The sequence below is a fragment of the Gordonia sp. (in: high G+C Gram-positive bacteria) genome (genome assembly GCF_047606305.1).
Lineage (GTDB): Bacteria > Actinomycetota > Actinomycetes > Mycobacteriales > Mycobacteriaceae > Gordonia.
Genome location: NZ_JASGER010000062.1, coordinates 1 through 15,103, shown reverse-complemented (window position 1 = coordinate 15,103; position 15,103 = coordinate 1). Strand labels below are relative to the sequence as shown.

The following is a 15,103-nucleotide window of genomic DNA, read 5'->3' as shown; positions in this document are numbered from 1 at the left end:
GATCGCCTGCAGCCCAACAACATAGGGAGAACGCGATGAAGCGCTTAGCTTTGATTCTCGGGATGCTGGCCGCGGCTGTGGCGGCGTTGATGGTGGTGCAACCGGCGATGGCCGGTGCGCAGCCGCCGACCATCAGTGCAGGTCCCGTGCATGTTTCGCTCGTGAACAACGACACTGCGATCGCGATCAAGACTACTGACGGCACGATTAACCGTGTCGGCAACGAGCTACAGTTCATGAACTCCAAGGGCTCGGTCAAGGGTCGAGTACCGCTTGCGCAGAGAATCGAGGGCACGACTGTTCCCGTCGAGGTCAATCTCGCCTCGGACGCCAAGTCGGCGACGCTGACGCCGCATCAGGTCGCGCTTCCTCGACGCCCGCTACCGCGTCCTCGGAACAAGGGAGAGGCCTGGGGCCAGCTGAACTATCTCTGGGGCCAGAATGCGGGCTGTGTCGGTCCACCGGCACTCGTCGGTGCGATCATCGGCTTCTTTGTCGGTTTCATCATCTTCGGCTGGATCACGACCCCGATTGGGGCCGCTATTGGCGCGTACATCGGACTCGACAACTGTGGCCGCGGCCGCTGGGGCGACCGCTATCACGGTGAGACCATTCGGGCCTTCTGGCGCTGGTGGAACATGCCGTAGTCGCCGTCCAACCAACTCGGGCCGGATCCATACGGATCCGGCCCGAGTTGTTGGTTGTGCTGCACGGGTGGGCACTCGACCGCCAACGATCGACCGCCGGCTACCGGAACAGCGCCGCGAGCACCAGATCCACTTGACCGCGCAGGAGCGCTTCGGGGTGCCCGAAGGAATCGGGGCCGTACTGCCCGAACACCTCCAGGCTGATGCCGCCGACGATCGACGCCCACAGCAGGGTCGCCGCCTGGATGGCGGCCGGCGGCAGGGCCAGGTCGAACTCGGTGGCGACGGCGTCGAGCTCGGGCACCAGGGGATCGTCCGGGTGGGGGAGGTCGGGGCGCAGCAGCCCGTCGCGCTGGGCGTCGTCGAGCGCCCGCAGCAGTGAACCGATGACCCGCGTGCCCGGCCCGACCGTCTGCTCGGCCGGCGCCGAATACCCGGGGACCGGGCTGCCGTAGAGCAGCGCCCAGCGTGCCGGGTCGTCGACTGCCCAGCGGCGCATCGTGAGTGCTGCCTGTTGTAGCCGTTCGCGCGGGGCGTCGGCGGTCATCGCGCGGTCGACGGCGTCGGCCAGGTCGGTGTACGCCTCGACGAGCAGGAGGGTGAGCAGGTCGTCGCGGCTGGGGACATAGCGGTACACCGCCGACGACACGACACCCATGTCTCGCGCGATCGCCCGCAGCGATAGTCCGGCGGCGCCCTCGGTACTCAGGTGTCGGCGGCCCAACTCGAGGATCCGCGCCGTCATCGCCGCCCGGTTCTCGGCCCGCTTCGTGGTCGCCATGGATCGATCATGCCACAAATAGAGAGCACCGCTCTTGATTTCCCGGGCCAGCAGGTGCACACTCAAGAACGAGAGCACCGCTCTCGATATGAACAGCCGAAAGGAATCACCATGAATGACCTGCACGCCGACTACGTCGCACCGAGCCGGATGGACCGCGCCTTCAACAACGCCGTCGCCTGGCTCACCGGCAAGGGCGTGAGCCTGGCCGGCACCCGCGTCCTGACCGTGATCGGCCGCAAGAGCGGGAAGCCGTACAGCATCCCGGTGAACCCGCTCGAGATCGACGGTGTGGAGTACCTCGTGTCGGTGCGCGGCGTGACCGACTGGGTGCGCAACGTGCGCGCGTCGGGGACCGCCACGCTGAGCCTGGGTCGTCGCTCTACCGCGGTGACCCTGACCGAGGTGCCGGTGGAGCGGCGGGCGCCGATTCTGGCCGTCTATCTGAAGAAGTGGGGCTGGGAGGTCGGGCGCTTCATCCCCGACGGGATCGACGTGCACGCCGACGTCGACGAACTCGCCCGTCACGCGGGCAAGATCCCGGTGTTCGCCGTCGGGTGAGCTGGCCGAATCTCGTTTTGACCCTTCCCAGCGCGGTCGGTAGAGTACTTGGGCGGTGCCCGGCGAGAGCTGGGCCAGTCCGCATGCTTGTCAACGGATCGAGTCGCCCGGGGTCAAACCCGGAGCTCAGCGGTGACGGTAGCGGGCTGACTAGGCGAGACCGTGGTCGAGCGTAAGACACGCCCGACCGCGGGGTAGCGATCAATGTACTGACCAGCGCAAACGTGCTGGTGGGGCGAGTTGTGGAGGTGAATCACGGTCGCCGGTGGCGACAGTGATCACTTGCCCGGAGCACCAACCGCAGCAGACACCGCGGATCGGCGAGAGCCGGCTCCAACGTGCGATAAACCGAATGAAGGAATTCAGTGCCAACTATTAACCAGCTGGTCCGCAAGGGCCGCAAGGACAAGGCTTCGATCAAGAAGACCGCGGCCTTGAAGGGCAGCCCGCAGCGGCGCGGCGTGTGCACGCGTGTGTACACGACCACCCCCAAGAAGCCGAACTCGGCGCTTCGCAAGGTCGCGCGTGTGCGCCTGACCTCCGGCGTCGAAGTCACCGCCTACATCCCCGGTGAGGGCCACAACCTGCAGGAGCACTCGATGGTGCTCGTGCGCGGTGGTCGTGTGAAGGACCTCCCGGGTGTGCGTTACCGAATCATCCGCGGCTCGCTCGACACCCAGGGTGTCAAGGACCGCAAGCAGGCTCGCAGCCGTTACGGCGCGAAGAAGGGCGGCTAGTCATGCCACGTAAAGGACCCGCGCCCAAGCGCCCCCTCGTCAACGACCCGGTCTACGGCTCGCCGCTGGTCACCCAGCTGGTGAACAAGATCCTCCTCGACGGCAAGAAGTCGACCGCCGAGCGCATCGTCTACGGCGCGCTCGAGCAGGCCCGCGAGAAGACCGGCACCGATCCGGTCATCACCCTCAAGCGCGCGCTCGACAACGTCAAGCCGACCCTCGAGGTCAAGAGCCGCCGCGTCGGTGGCGCGACCTACCAGGTCCCGATCGAGGTCAAGCCCAACCGCGCCAACACCCTCGCGCTGCGCTGGCTGGTGACTTTCAGCCGGCAGCGTCGCGAGAAGACCATGGTCGAGCGCCTCGCCAACGAGCTGCTCGACGCTTCCAACGGTCTGGGCGCTTCGGTGAAGCGTCGCGAGGACACCCACAAGATGGCCGAGGCCAACCGGGCGTTCGCGCACTACCGCTGGTAATCGCAGCCACCCCCAGTCCAACAATCGATTCCCGGAGGGAATACACGTGGCACAAGAAGTGCTCAACGACCTGACCAAGGTCCGCAACATCGGCATCATGGCGCACATCGATGCCGGTAAGACGACGACGACCGAGCGGATCCTGTACTACACCGGTGTCAACTACAAGATCGGTGAGACCCACGACGGTGCGTCGACGACGGACTGGATGGAGCAGGAGAAGGAGCGGGGCATCACCATCACCTCCGCTGCGGTCACCTGTTTCTGGGACGGCAACCAGATCAACGTCATCGACACCCCCGGCCACGTCGACTTCACCGTCGAGGTCGAGCGCGCCCTGCGCGTGCTCGACGGCGCCGTCGCCGTCTTCGACGGCAAGGAGGGCGTCGAGCCCCAGTCCGAGCAGGTCTGGCGCCAGGCGACCAAGTACGACGTTCCCCGCATCTGCTTCGTCAACAAGATGGACAAGATGGGCGCGGACTTCTACTTCACCGTGCAGACGATCATCGACCGCCTCGGCGCGAAGCCGCTGGTCCTGCAGCTCCCGATCGGTGCCGAGGATGCCTTCGACGGCGTCGTCGACCTGGTGGAGATGAAGGCCAAGCTCTGGCGCGGCGAGACCCAGATGGGTGCGGAGTACCAGACCGAGGAGATCCCCGCGGATCTGGCCGACAAGGCCGCCGAGTACCGCGAGAAGCTGCTCGAGACGGTCGCCGAGTCCGACGAAGAGCTCATGGAGAAGTACTTCGCCGGCGAGGAGCTCTCGATCGACGAGATCAAGGGCGCCATCCGCAAGATGACGATCTCCTCCGAGCTCTACCCGGTGCTGTGCGGCTCGGCGTTCAAGAACAAGGGCGTGCAGCCCATGCTCGACGCCGTCGTCGACTACCTCCCGAACCCGCTGGACATCGGCGAGATCGAGGGCCACGCCCCGGGCAACGAGGAAGAGATCATCACGCGCAAGCCGGATGCCTCCGAGCCGTTCTCGGCGCTGGCGTTCAAGATCGCCGCGCACCCCTTCTTCGGCAAGCTGACCTTCGTCCGCGTCTACTCGGGCAAGGTCGAGCCGGGCACCCAGGTCCTCAACGCGACCAAGGGCAAGAAGGAGCGCATCGGCAAGCTCTTCCAGATGCACGCCAACAAGGAGAACCCGGTCGACGACGCGGTGGCCGGCCACATCTACGCGATGATCGGCCTGAAGGACACCACGACCGGTGACACCCTGTGCGACCCGTCGAACCCGATCGTCCTGGAGTCCATGACCTTCCCGGACCCGGTCATCAACGTCTCGATCGAGCCGAAGACCAAGGCCGACCAGGAGAAGCTGGGCACCGCGATCCAGAAGCTCGCCGAAGAGGACCCGACGTTCACCGTCAACCTCGACGACGAGACCGGCCAGACCGTCATCGGCGGCATGGGCGAGCTCCACCTGGACATCCTCGTCGATCGTATGAAGCGCGAGTTCAAGGTCGAGGCGAACGTGGGCAAGCCCCAGGTCGCCTACCGCGAGACCATTCGCAAGACCGTGGACAAGCACGAGTACACCCACAAGAAGCAGACCGGTGGCTCGGGTCAGTTCGCCAAGGTCATCATCAAGCTCGAGCCCCTCACCGAGGCTGAGGATGGTGCGACCTACGAATTCGACAACGCCGTCACCGGTGGTCGTGTCCCGCGCGAGTACATCCCGTCGGTGGATGCCGGTGCGCAGGATGCGATGCAGTACGGCGTTCTCGCCGGCTACCCGCTGGTCAACTTGAAGGTCACCCTGCTCGACGGTCAGTACCACGACGTCGACTCGTCGGAAATGGCCTTCAAGATCGCCGGTTCGCAGGCCCTCAAGGAGGCTGCGCGCGCGGCGAACCCGGTCATCCTGGAGCCGATCATGGCCGTCGAGGTCACGACTCCGGAGGATTACATGGGTGATGTGATCGGCGACTTGAACTCCCGCCGTGGCCAGATTCAGGCCATGGAGGAGCGCAGTGGTGCCCGTGTCGTCAAGGCGCAGGTTCCGCTGTCGGAGATGTTCGGCTACATCGGAGACCTTCGGTCGAAGACCCAGGGCCGGGCAAACTACTCCATGGTCTTCGATTCGTACGCCGAAGTTCCGGCGAACGTTTCGAAGGAGATCATCGCAAAGGCGACCGGCGAGTAACCCTCACCGGTTGTCTGCGGGCCGCGCCTCGGCGCGAAACAACCAAAGTAACCAACCACTGTCGAGGACCACTCGACAGCGATAACAGTCCAGGAGGACACAAGTGGGCAAGGCTAAGTTCGAGCGGACCAAGCCGCACGTGAACATCGGCACCATCGGTCACGTCGACCACGGCAAGACCACCACCACGGCCGCCATCACCAAGGTGCTGGCCGACAAGTACCCGGACCTGAACGAGAGCTTCGCTTTCGATCAGATCGACAAGGCTCCGGAGGAGAAGGCTCGTGGTATCACGATCAACATCTCCCACGTCGAGTACCAGACCGACAAGCGCCACTACGCGCACGTCGACGCCCCGGGTCACGCCGACTACATCAAGAACATGATCACCGGTGCCGCCCAGATGGACGGCGCGATCCTGGTCGTGGCCGCCACCGACGGCCCGATGCCGCAGACCCGTGAGCACGTGCTGCTCGCGCGCCAGGTCGGCGTTCCCTACATCCTCGTCGCCCTGAACAAGGCCGACATGGTCGACGACGAGGAGATCATGGAGCTCGTCGAGATGGAGGTCCGCGAACTGCTGGCCGCCCAGGAGTTCGACGAGGACGCCCCGGTCATCCCGATCTCGGCGCTGAAGGCCCTCGAGGGCGACCCCAAGTGGGTCAAGTCCATCGAGGACCTCATGCAGGCCGTCGACGACTCGATCCCGGACCCGGTCCGCGAGACCGACAAGCCGTTCCTGATGCCCGTCGAGGACGTCTTCACCATCACCGGCCGCGGCACCGTGGTCACCGGTCGTGTGGAGCGCGGCGAGATCAAGGTCAACGAGGAGGTCGAGATCGTCGGTATCCGCGACGAGTCGCAGAAGACCACCGTCACCGGCATCGAGATGTTCCACAAGCTGCTCGACGAGGCCCAGGCCGGCGACAACGCCGGTCTGCTGCTCCGCGGCCTCAAGCGTGAGGACGTCGAGCGCGGTCAGGTCATCGTCAAGCCGGGCACCACGACTCCCCACACGGAGTTCGAGGGCCAGGCTTACATCCTGAGCAAGGACGAGGGCGGCCGTCACACGCCGTTCTTCAACAACTACCGTCCGCAGTTCTACTTCCGCACCACGGACGTGACCGGCGTCGTCACCCTCCCCGAGGGCACCGAGATGGTCATGCCGGGCGACAACACCGAGATGAGCGTCAAGCTCATCCAGCCGGTCGCCATGGACGAGGGCCTGCGCTTCGCGATCCGCGAGGGTGGCCGCACCGTCGGTGCCGGCCGCGTCACCAAGATCATCAAGTGATCTAGGTAGTCACAGCGCTGAAACGGCGCCCATCCCCTCGGGGGTGGGCGCCGTTTCGCTTGAGGGCGATAGGCTGACTGCATGAGCAACAAGAACGAGCACGAGCAGAAGATCGAAGAGGCCGAGAAGGCCCGCCAGGAGGAGCGCGACCGTCTCGAGCGCGAGGAGCAGGAGCGCCTCAAGTAGCACCCGGCGGGTGAGAACACCAAACCTCACCTGTCACATTGTTAACACCCGGTCTCGATGCCGTTCGTATTGGGACACAGCCCTTGTCAGTCCTGCACGCCGGAAAATACGCTTCCGACGTGCAGAAACATTCCACCTGGGCGAATCGGGCTCGACGAGGGGTGCCCGCCATCGCCGTCACGGTTGGTGCGTTGCTGGCGACGGGGATCGCCGCCTCGCCCGCCGACGCCGTGGCGCGCTCGCGCTTCTACGTCTCCGGGTGCGGCATGCCGTCGTCGCCGGTCGACGTCTACAAGCGCGTCAACAACTACAAGACCGTCATCGCGCTCGACGGGCTGCGCGCCACCAACGACATGAGCGGTTGGCGGCACGAGACGAACATCGCCAAGATCGCCGATCGGGGGGTGAACCTCGTCGAGCCGGTCGGTGGACTGGCCAGCTTCTACACCGACTGGGCGCGCAAGCCCGGCAACAAGCAGTCCTACAAGTACAGTTGGACGTGTCGGCTCAACAAGCTCATCTCCGAGCTCGACTCGCGCGGATACGCGGCCGGCAAGTGGGGCAAGTACGCGATCATGGGCATCTCGATGGGCGGCAACTCGGCGCTGACCTATGCGGCCAACCACCGGAGGCGCATCTCGCACGCGTTCTCGATGTCCGGCTACCTGAACCTCTCCGCGCCGACGATGCGCGAGAACATCAAGATCGCCCTCTTCGACGCGGGGCGCGAAGCCGGGCGCGGTCCGTACAACGCCGACGACATGTGGGGCCCGCCGTGGGACAAGCGGTGGGTCGAGAACGACCCGTACTACCTGGCGTCGAAGATGCGCGGGATGAAGGTCCGGATCGCTGCGGCCACCGGCGCGCCGGGCAAGTACGACGTGCGGGCCGACAACTCCGCCAAGGGCGCGCCGCTCGAGACTGCGGCGATCGCGCAGACCAAGGCCTTTGAGACGCAGGCCGCGCCAAACGGGGTCGACCTGAGCACCGACTACCAACTGCAGGGCACCCACTCCTGGGGCTACTGGCAGGAAGCGGTGTGGCGGGCCTACCGGGCGGGTTGGTTCCGCGACCGCCGATGAGCCGGTGAGCCGACGCGACCGTGAAGGAGAGCCGTGATGAAGACCGCGCTCTGGGTCGTCGCGCTGGTCGCGGCGGGCCTGTTGGTCGCCGGCTGTGGCGGTGAGACCCGTACGGATCCCTCGACGGTCACGGTGACCTCGACCCTGAACGCGCCGCCGTCGGGAGCCGGTCGTCCCGGTCCGCCGCCCGGCTCCGCACTGACGAATGCCGATCCCGACGACTACCGCGCGGGCGGCAGCCTCGACGGGGACGTCGCCTTCGTCTCGCCGACCGGGAATGTGTGGTGCCGCTTGGGCCGTGAGCGGTACACGGCCGGGTGTCAGGCGGTGAAGGCGCCCGTTCCGGCCGGCGCGCGGTGCGTGGGGACTCGCGACTACCCGGTCGACCAGTTGACTCGCGGCTTCTTCCTCGACGGCGAGACCGTGACCCCGGCCTGCTTCAACCAGGGGGTGTTCTCCTCGCCCGAGCACAAGCGACTTCCATACGGCTACACGATCACCGGCAACGGCTACACGTGCACGTCACGCACGACGGGGATCACCTGCAACACCCCGTCGGGCGAGCATGGATTCGTGCTGTCCATGCAGGAGGCTCGGGCGTTCTGACGCTAGGCCCGACGCTGGGCGGGTTTGTTGTGGATCTTGCGGGGGTCGATGCCCTCGCGCTCCCAGCCCTCGTAGGCCCACTCGACGAAGAGCCACTTGGCCGGCAGCCGGTTGAAGACCGGGTTGAGTGCGCGCATGAACCGGGTGAAGCGGTCGAACCGTCGCTGCATCCGCGGGTTCCATTCGAGTCGGCAGACGTCGCGCATCTGCTGCGGCAACGTTCCGATGATCACCGTCCGCACGAAGGCGTTGAGCGGTGCCGAGGCCACCTTCCACACCGGCTTGGGGATCCACCGCGGACCGGGGATGCCCTGGCGCAGGTAGCCGGTGGCGTAGACGATCGTCTTCGTGGGGACGAAGCGGTCGCACATGGAGTTCCAGTACTCGAGGAACTCGGCGTAGGTCTGCGGCTGGCTGCGGGCGCTGACGCCGTAGAGCTGGTACCAGACCTTCGACTCCTCGAAGATCTGTTCCTTCTCGGCGTCGGAGAGTCGTCGGATGAAGGTGTCGGTGATGTAGATGACCTGGTCGACGAAGGTCGCGTGCGCCCAGTAGAAGAGCTCGGGGTTCAGCGCGTGGTAGCGCGATCCGTCGCTGATCGTGCCCTTGATGTCGCGGTGGAAGTCGCGGACCTTGTGACCCCAGCCGTACGGATCGTCGGAGTACACGGTCCGCATGATCGGCGGTCCGGTGCGTCGTGCGCGGCCGATGAAGTCGCTGAAGATCACCGAGTGGTCCTCGACGCCCTTGGCGAGCTGCTCGATGCAGTTCTCGGTCCCCGCGAGGCGTTGGAAGCCGAACAGGCCGCGGATGTCGCCGTAGAACTTCCAGACGAGCGAGTCGGCCCCGAGGCGCAGCTCGAGTGCGTCGATGTCGTCGTCGAACGTCGGGGCGGAGAGGATCGACGGCTCCGCCTCGCGCACGCCGGCGTCGAAGTCTTGGACTGTCATGGGTGTCAGAATACCCTTGCTTGGAACAAGTTCCAATATTTGTTTCATCGCCGTGGATCCAACACGGCGCGACAGATCCACCACCGCCACGTGTTGGATCCTGTGCCGCGGTGTTGGATCGTGTCAGTCGTCGCCGTACTTCGCGATGAGTCGGCGTCGCCCGGGCTCGCCGGGCTTGAGGCACGCAGGGCATGCGCACGGTCGCACCCCGTGTGCCGTGGGCCAATAGCGCCAGCCCAGAACCTGGGAGACGGACCGGATGCGGTGGATCTCGCTGCGGTGAACCGGTCGGTGCAGGATGGCCTCGTAGCCGCGCGGGTCGTCAAGGCTCATCATCATGCCGACGGCCTCGGCCGCGGTGACCGGAAGGTGTGCGTGCGCGTAGTGACCGATCACCAGCGGCTCGTCGTCCGGGAGACGGACGTCGACGGCGATCAGGCGCCGCCCGCGGGAACCGCGTTTCAGTTCGCGCAGCCACTGGTGGCTGATGAAGTAGTTCGACGTGCGGGGAGTCAGGTAGACGCCGTCGTGCCCTTTGGGAACCCGGATGCCCGTGCGACGTATCCCGGCGGCGGCGTCGGCCGGGGCAAGGTGCACGAACATCGCCATTCGGCCACGCTACCGTGCGCGCTAGCCTGAACCGATGATCCCGCCGCTCGACGACCTGCTCGCCACCGCGACGGTCGTGTCCCTGCCGATGCGGGTGCGCTTTCGGGGGATCACGGTGCGCGAGGCGCTGCTGTTCCGCGGCCCGGCGGGGTGGGGGGAGTTCTCACCGTTCACCGAGTACGACGACGCCGAGGCGTCGAACTGGCTCGCCGCGGGCATCGAGGCGGCGTGGTTGGGTCCGCCGCCGGCCGTGCGCGGGTCGGTCGAGGTCAACGCGACTGTCCCGGCCGTCGCGGCCTCGGAGGTGGCGCAGGTCCTCGCGCGCTTCCCGGGCGCGCGCACCGCCAAGGTGAAGGTCGCCGAACGCGGACAGTCCCTGCGCGAGGACCTCGAGCGCGTCGCCGCAGTCCGCGACCTGGTGCCCACGGTGCGCGTGGACGCCAACGGCGGGTGGACGGCCCAGGAGGCGGTCACCGCGATCACCCAGCTGGGGGAGTTGGAGTACGTCGAGCAGCCCTGCGCCACCGTCGAGGAGCTCGCGCAGGTCCGCCGAAGGGTGAACACCCCCATTGCGGCCGACGAATCGATCCGCAAGGCCGACGACCCGCTGCGCGTCGTGGCCGCCGACGCCGCCGACATCGCCGTCGTGAAGGTCGCACCGCTGGGCGGGATGCGCCGCGTGCTCGAGCTCGCCGACCAGATCCGGCTGCCGATCGTCGTGTCGAGTGCCCTGGACACCGCCATCGGAATCAATGCCGGCATCGCGACGGCGGCTGCCCTGCCGACGCTCGAGCATGCCTGCGGACTGGGCACCGGCGCCCTCTTCGTCGACGATGTGACACCCGATCTGCCGCCCGTGGACAACGCCACGATGCGGCCCACGACCGTCACCGTCGACGACCCTCCGCTCGCCGCGCCGGACCGTCGGCGGTGGTGGCTCGACCGCCTCGCCCGCTGCCACGGGTTGCTCGCCGACACCCACTCTTGAAACAAAGCTCGACATTTGTTCCAATGGGGGTATCGTGAGATGTAGGCCACACCGCGCCTTTGCCCACGCGCGAGCAAGGAGACCCTCGAATGACTGCCGTATTCGCCCAGGCGCCCGCCGATAGCGACCTCAAGAGCATTCCCAAGAACCCCCGCAACGGCGTCGCGGAGATCCTGCGCATGCGGCGCGACCCCTTCGGTTTCTCCGATGCGCGCAAGGCCGAGTTCGGCGACGTCTCGGCGATGAACGCCTTCGGGATCAACCTGGTGACCTGCTCGGGTCCCGGTGCGGCCGAACAGATCCTGATGAACAAGGACAAGGCCTTCGCCAACGGCCCCGCGTGGAGCTACTTCATCGGCCCGTTCTTCAACCGCGGCGTCATGCTCCTCGACTTCGACGAGCACCGTCACCACCGCGTCATCCTCCAGCAGGCGTTCACGCCCAAGGTCCTCAAGGGCTACTTCGACGAGATGCAGCCGTTCATCGCCGAGAAGATGGCCGACTTCCCGACCGGCCGCGTCAAGATGCTCAACCAGTTCAAGGAGCTGACCCTCGACGTCGCGCTCGAGGTCTTCCTGGGCGTCGAACTGCCCAAGGACGAGGCCGACAAGCTCAACAAGGCCTTCATCGAGACCGTCCGCGCCGGTGTGGCCTTCGTGCGCAAGCCGATCCCGCCGGGACGCTGGTGGAAGGGCGTGCGCTCGCGCAAGGTCCTCGAGGAGTTCTTCTACGCCAACATCGACGCCAAGCGCGCCAAACAGACGCCCGACCTGTTCTCGGTGCTGTGCCACGCCGAGAGCGACGAGGGGCACACCTTCACCGACGAGGACGTGGTCAACCACATGATCTTCGTGCTCATGGCCGCCCACGACACGTCGACCATCACGATGACCCAGATGGCGTACCACATGGCCAAGAACCCGCAGTGGCAGGAGAAGGCGCGGGCGCAGGCCTTCGAGTTTGGCGAGAACCTCGAATACGACGACCTGGGCAAGCTCGACGTCCTGGACAAGATCATGAAGGAATCGCTGCGCATGTGCCCGCCGGTGCCGGCGCAGCCGCGCATGGCGATCAAGGACACCGAGGTGAACGGTTACTTCATCCCGAAGGACACCCTCGTCACCGTCCCGCAGCTGACCAACCACCGCGACGACGAGTACTTCACCCACCCGAACACCTTCGACCCCGAGCGCTTCGACCGCGGCGAGGACAAGAGCCACCGCTTCGCGTGGATGCCCTTCGGCGGCGGGGTGCACAAGTGCATCGGCCTCTACTTCGGCCAGATGGAGATCAAGACGATCATGCACCACCTGCTCCGCGGCTACGAGTGGTCGGTGCCCGACGACTACATCATGCCGATGGACTACAGCGCCCTGCCGGTGCCCAAGGACAAACTCCCGGTCGACCTGCAGCGACGGGCATGAGCGGGCGCAAAGCGCGCAGCACCGCGACGGCCGAAGACCAGGAGACCGCGATCCTCAATGCGGCGGCGAGCGAGTTCGCCGCCGTCGGGGCGCGCCGCGCCAACATGGACGAGGTCGCAGCGGCGGCCGGGGTCAGCCGCTCGACCCTGTATCGGCGTTTCCCCAACAAGGAGAAGCTGCTGCTCGCGGTGGCGGTCGACGCCTACGAGAAGGGGATGCTGCGCCTGGAGGCGTCGGTCGCCGGGCTCGGCCCCCGGGAAGCCGTCGTCGAGGCCTTTGCCACCGGTGCCGACATGGTCGGCACCGATCCGCTGCTGAGTCGGATGGTGTTGGAGGACTACGAGGTCCGCGGCGTCACCGCCTCGATCAACACGCTGTTCATCGAGATGGTCACCGACCGGGTCGCGGCGACCCTGCGCGAGGCCGGCGCGACCATGCCCGACGACCTTCTGCACCAAGCGGTTGAACTGCACGTGCGGTTGGTGATCTCCTACTTGGAGAACCCGGCCACCGATCCCGAACGCGCCACGCCCGACGCCGCCCGCGATCTGGCCCAAACGTTCCTCGCCCCGATGATCTACTGACGCCCAGGAGTGCCTTCGTGAAACCCGGATCCAACGATGAGCTCCGCGACAAAGTCGTCGCGGTGACCGGCGGTGCGCGCGGCATCGGCTTCGAGACCGCCACCCAGCTCTTCGACGCCAAGGCGCGCGTCGTCATCGGCGACATCGACGGCGACGCCGTGGGCAAGGCCGCCGCCGATCTGGGCATCGAGGGCCTCGAACTCGACGTGACCAAACCCGAGTCCATCGAGGCCTTCCTGGACGAGACCGAGAAGCGCGTCGGCCCCGTCGACGTCCTGGTGAACAACGCCGGCATCATGCCGGTCGGTCCGTTCCTCAACTACGACGCCGCGCTGATCCGGCGCACCATCGACATCGACCTGCTCGGCGTGATCTGGGGGTCGCAGGCCGCGGCGCGCCGGATGGTGCCGCGCGGACACGGGCACATCGTCAACGTCGCGTCGGTCGCCGGACGGCTGCCGATGCCCGGCCTGACGATCTACAACGCCGCCAAGGCGGGCGTCATCGAATTCTCCGACGCCCTCAACGCCGAACTGTCCGAGTCGGGCGTCAACGTCTCGACGATCATGCCGTCGTTCACCAACACCGGGCTGATCAGCGGGTTGGAGACGAACAGGTACATCCGCGTCGTCGAGCCGGAGGTCGTCGCCGCGCAGGTCGTCGCGACGATCATCAAGCCGCAGGCCCGCGTGGCCGCGCCCCGCTCGATGGGGTGGGTGAACTCGAACTCGATCATGCCGCAGGGCCTCAAGCGCCGGACCCGCAAGATGACCGGTCTGGACCACATTTTCCTGCAGTACGACGACTCCTCCCGTGCGGAGTACAACAAGCGCATCGGGCAATAGCGTGCCCGGCGACGACCGCGACCGCGAGCTCCTCGCGGCCGAGCGAGAGGCGCGGGCCCGACTGGTCCAACTGCGCGACCCGACACCCCGCTGGGCGACGATCCTGCTCGGGCTCGCCGCCGCCGCGGCGATCAGCGGTGCGATCGCCGTGGTGTGGCACGGGCGCGCGCCCTCCGACGAGGACTATCAGCGGGCCGCCGCCGAGCGGGTCAACACCTTGCTCAGCGTCAGTGCCGACCAACCCGAGCGCGCCAAGCGGATCCTCGCCGGCGCGACCGGCGACTTCCACGACGAGTTCGCCCAGTCCGCCGATGCGTACACCGCCTTCGTGCGGCGCGCCGGCACCGTGTCGCAGGGGCGGGTGCAGGGCACCGGCCTGACCGGTCGCCAGGGCGACCAGGCCGAGGTACTGGTCATGGCGACCGTCGACCTGCCCGCCTCGGCGGCGGCGCCCGCGCGCAGCACCGACTTCCGGCTGCGGGTCGTCGTGGCCGACGAGGGCGGCTCACTCAAGCTCGCGAAGGTGCAGTACCTGCCGTGACCGACCGCAACCCCGCGCACGGTGCGGCCGCCGACCGCGCCGCCGCCGTGCTCGACCGTCGACGACTCGCCCTCCTGGCGGTCGGTACCGTTCTCGCCCTGATCCTGCTCGTCATCGCCGGGCGGGAGGTCGGCACCTATCGCGACGCCGCCCACGACCGCACCCAGCGCGACGATGCGCGAACCGCGGCACCGGCGATCCTGGCCGATGTCTTCTCCTACAGCCCGACCACCGTCGCCGCCGACACCCGCAAGGCGCGCGAGCGGGTCACCGAGCAGTTCGCCGCGGCCAACGCCGCGGCGCTGAGCGACCAGCGCACCGGCGCGGTGTCCTGGAAGACGCGGACGGTCGGAGTCGAGGACTCCGGCGCCGACTGGGCCGAGGTCCTGGCCGTCGTCGAGGTCACCGACCCGCGACACGCGACGCTGTCCGAGGATCGGATCGTGTCGGCCCGCCTGGTCCACCACGACGGCGGTTGGCTGCTGGACTCGGTGGAGTTGATCCGATGAGCGTCGACATCGAACCCGGCGAGCTCGCGCGGGCCACGCGGCGCTGGCGCACGGCGCGCGTGGCCCGCGCGAGCTCGCCGGGTTCGATGTCGACGCTCATCGGATCAACTCCACCGAGTCCAGCAGCCAACCGC

Annotated in this window: 17 protein-coding genes; 14 read left to right on the top strand and 3 right to left on the bottom strand. The window is 67.0% G+C overall.

The window, feature by feature from the left end:
* The first annotated feature begins 35 nt into the window (after nt 1–35).
* Nucleotides 36–647, top strand: coding sequence for a hypothetical protein (locus QM634_RS09730; protein WP_415042581.1), 612 nt, complete (start codon nt 36–38; stop codon nt 645–647).
* A gap of 100 nt (nt 648–747) precedes the next feature.
* Here QM634_RS09730 and QM634_RS09725 read toward each other — a convergent pair whose 3' ends face one another.
* Complete coding sequence (locus tag QM634_RS09725) at nt 748–1,428, bottom strand: TetR/AcrR family transcriptional regulator (protein ID WP_415042580.1); 681 nt, start codon at nt 1,426–1,428, stop codon at nt 748–750.
* Nucleotides 1,429–1,539: 111 nt separating this feature from the next.
* Between QM634_RS09725 and QM634_RS09720 the strand changes: the two genes are divergently transcribed.
* The 7 genes from QM634_RS09720 to QM634_RS09690 all read left to right on the top strand — a co-directional run bounded on the left by QM634_RS09720 (nt 1,540) and on the right by QM634_RS09690 (nt 8,519).
* The gene (locus QM634_RS09720; RefSeq protein WP_415042579.1) at nt 1,540–1,989 is read left to right on the top strand and encodes a nitroreductase/quinone reductase family protein; all 450 of its coding nucleotides are present in this window, start codon (nt 1,540–1,542) and stop codon (nt 1,987–1,989) included.
* A gap of 365 nt (nt 1,990–2,354) precedes the next feature.
* Entirely contained in the window at nt 2,355–2,726 is a 372-nt protein-coding gene (gene rpsL / locus QM634_RS09715; protein WP_007321021.1) for a 30S ribosomal protein S12, read from the top strand.
* Between the two features lie 2 nt (nt 2,727–2,728).
* A complete protein-coding gene (rpsG, locus tag QM634_RS09710) occupies nt 2,729–3,199 on the top strand; it encodes a 30S ribosomal protein S7 (protein WP_415042578.1) in 471 nt (156 codons plus the stop codon).
* A 46-nt stretch (nt 3,200–3,245) separates the two neighbouring features.
* Nucleotides 3,246–5,351, top strand: a complete 2,106-nt coding sequence (gene fusA, locus QM634_RS09705; protein WP_415042577.1) for an elongation factor G — start codon at nt 3,246–3,248, stop codon at nt 5,349–5,351.
* Nucleotides 5,352–5,454: 103 nt separating this feature from the next.
* Entirely contained in the window at nt 5,455–6,645 is a 1,191-nt protein-coding gene (gene tuf / locus QM634_RS09700; RefSeq protein WP_415042576.1) for an elongation factor Tu, read from the top strand.
* A gap of 305 nt (nt 6,646–6,950) precedes the next feature.
* Nucleotides 6,951–7,913, top strand: coding sequence for an alpha/beta hydrolase (locus tag QM634_RS09695; protein WP_415042575.1), 963 nt, complete (start codon nt 6,951–6,953; stop codon nt 7,911–7,913).
* A gap of 36 nt (nt 7,914–7,949) precedes the next feature.
* Nucleotides 7,950–8,519 (top strand): DUF6636 domain-containing protein, encoded by a 570-nt coding sequence (locus tag QM634_RS09690; protein ID WP_415042574.1) that lies wholly within the window; start codon nt 7,950–7,952, stop codon nt 8,517–8,519.
* A gap of 2 nt (nt 8,520–8,521) precedes the next feature.
* Here QM634_RS09690 and QM634_RS09685 read toward each other — a convergent pair whose 3' ends face one another.
* Nucleotides 8,522–9,469 (bottom strand): oxygenase MpaB family protein, encoded by a 948-nt coding sequence (locus QM634_RS09685; protein WP_415042573.1) that lies wholly within the window; start codon nt 9,467–9,469, stop codon nt 8,522–8,524.
* Between the two features lie 123 nt (nt 9,470–9,592).
* Entirely contained in the window at nt 9,593–10,078 is a 486-nt protein-coding gene (locus tag QM634_RS09680) for a hypothetical protein (protein WP_415042572.1), read from the bottom strand.
* A gap of 34 nt (nt 10,079–10,112) precedes the next feature.
* Here QM634_RS09680 and QM634_RS09675 point away from each other — a divergent pair, with 34 nt between their 5' ends.
* From QM634_RS09675 to QM634_RS09650, 6 genes are all read left to right on the top strand, one after another.
* Nucleotides 10,113–11,066, top strand: a complete 954-nt coding sequence (locus QM634_RS09675) for an o-succinylbenzoate synthase (protein ID WP_415042571.1) — start codon at nt 10,113–10,115, stop codon at nt 11,064–11,066.
* An 89-nt stretch (nt 11,067–11,155) separates the two neighbouring features.
* On the top strand, nt 11,156–12,490 hold the full coding sequence (locus tag QM634_RS09670) for a cytochrome P450 (protein ID WP_415042570.1): 1,335 nt from the start codon (nt 11,156–11,158) through the stop codon (nt 12,488–12,490).
* The gene (locus tag QM634_RS09665; protein WP_415042569.1) at nt 12,487–13,074 is read left to right on the top strand and encodes a TetR/AcrR family transcriptional regulator; all 588 of its coding nucleotides are present in this window, start codon (nt 12,487–12,489) and stop codon (nt 13,072–13,074) included. Before QM634_RS09670 ends, QM634_RS09665 begins: the two co-directional genes overlap by 4 nt.
* A gap of 17 nt (nt 13,075–13,091) precedes the next feature.
* Nucleotides 13,092–13,919 carry an SDR family oxidoreductase gene (locus QM634_RS09660; RefSeq protein ID WP_415042568.1) on the top strand — a complete coding sequence of 276 codons (828 nt, stop codon included), beginning with the start codon at nt 13,092–13,094 and terminating at the stop codon, nt 13,917–13,919.
* A 1-nt stretch (nt 13,920) separates the two neighbouring features.
* Nucleotides 13,921–14,460: a hypothetical protein gene (locus tag QM634_RS09655; protein WP_415042567.1), complete on the top strand. Its 540-nt coding sequence runs from the start codon at nt 13,921–13,923 to the stop codon at nt 14,458–14,460.
* The gene (locus QM634_RS09650; RefSeq protein WP_415042566.1) at nt 14,457–14,969 is read left to right on the top strand and encodes a hypothetical protein; all 513 of its coding nucleotides are present in this window, start codon (nt 14,457–14,459) and stop codon (nt 14,967–14,969) included. Before QM634_RS09655 ends, QM634_RS09650 begins: the two co-directional genes overlap by 4 nt.
* Nucleotides 14,970–15,103 lie beyond the last annotated feature (134 nt).

Coding starts and splice junctions, on each gene's coding strand:
- QM634_RS09730 (WP_415042581.1), top strand. CDS start 36: ATGAAGCGCTTAGCTTTGATTCTCGGGATGCTGGCCGCGGCTGTGGCG.
- QM634_RS09725 (WP_415042580.1), bottom strand. CDS start 1,428: ATGGCGACCACGAAGCGGGCCGAGAACCGGGCGGCGATGACGGCGCGG.
- QM634_RS09720 (WP_415042579.1), top strand. CDS start 1,540: ATGAATGACCTGCACGCCGACTACGTCGCACCGAGCCGGATGGACCGC.
- rpsG (WP_415042578.1), top strand. CDS start 2,729: ATGCCACGTAAAGGACCCGCGCCCAAGCGCCCCCTCGTCAACGACCCG.
- QM634_RS09690 (WP_415042574.1), top strand. CDS start 7,950: ATGAAGACCGCGCTCTGGGTCGTCGCGCTGGTCGCGGCGGGCCTGTTG.
- QM634_RS09685 (WP_415042573.1), bottom strand. CDS start 9,469: ATGACAGTCCAAGACTTCGACGCCGGCGTGCGCGAGGCGGAGCCGTCG.
- QM634_RS09680 (WP_415042572.1), bottom strand. CDS start 10,078: ATGGCGATGTTCGTGCACCTTGCCCCGGCCGACGCCGCCGCCGGGATA.
- QM634_RS09675 (WP_415042571.1), top strand. CDS start 10,113: ATGATCCCGCCGCTCGACGACCTGCTCGCCACCGCGACGGTCGTGTCC.
- QM634_RS09670 (WP_415042570.1), top strand. CDS start 11,156: ATGACTGCCGTATTCGCCCAGGCGCCCGCCGATAGCGACCTCAAGAGC.
- QM634_RS09665 (WP_415042569.1), top strand. CDS start 12,487: ATGAGCGGGCGCAAAGCGCGCAGCACCGCGACGGCCGAAGACCAGGAG.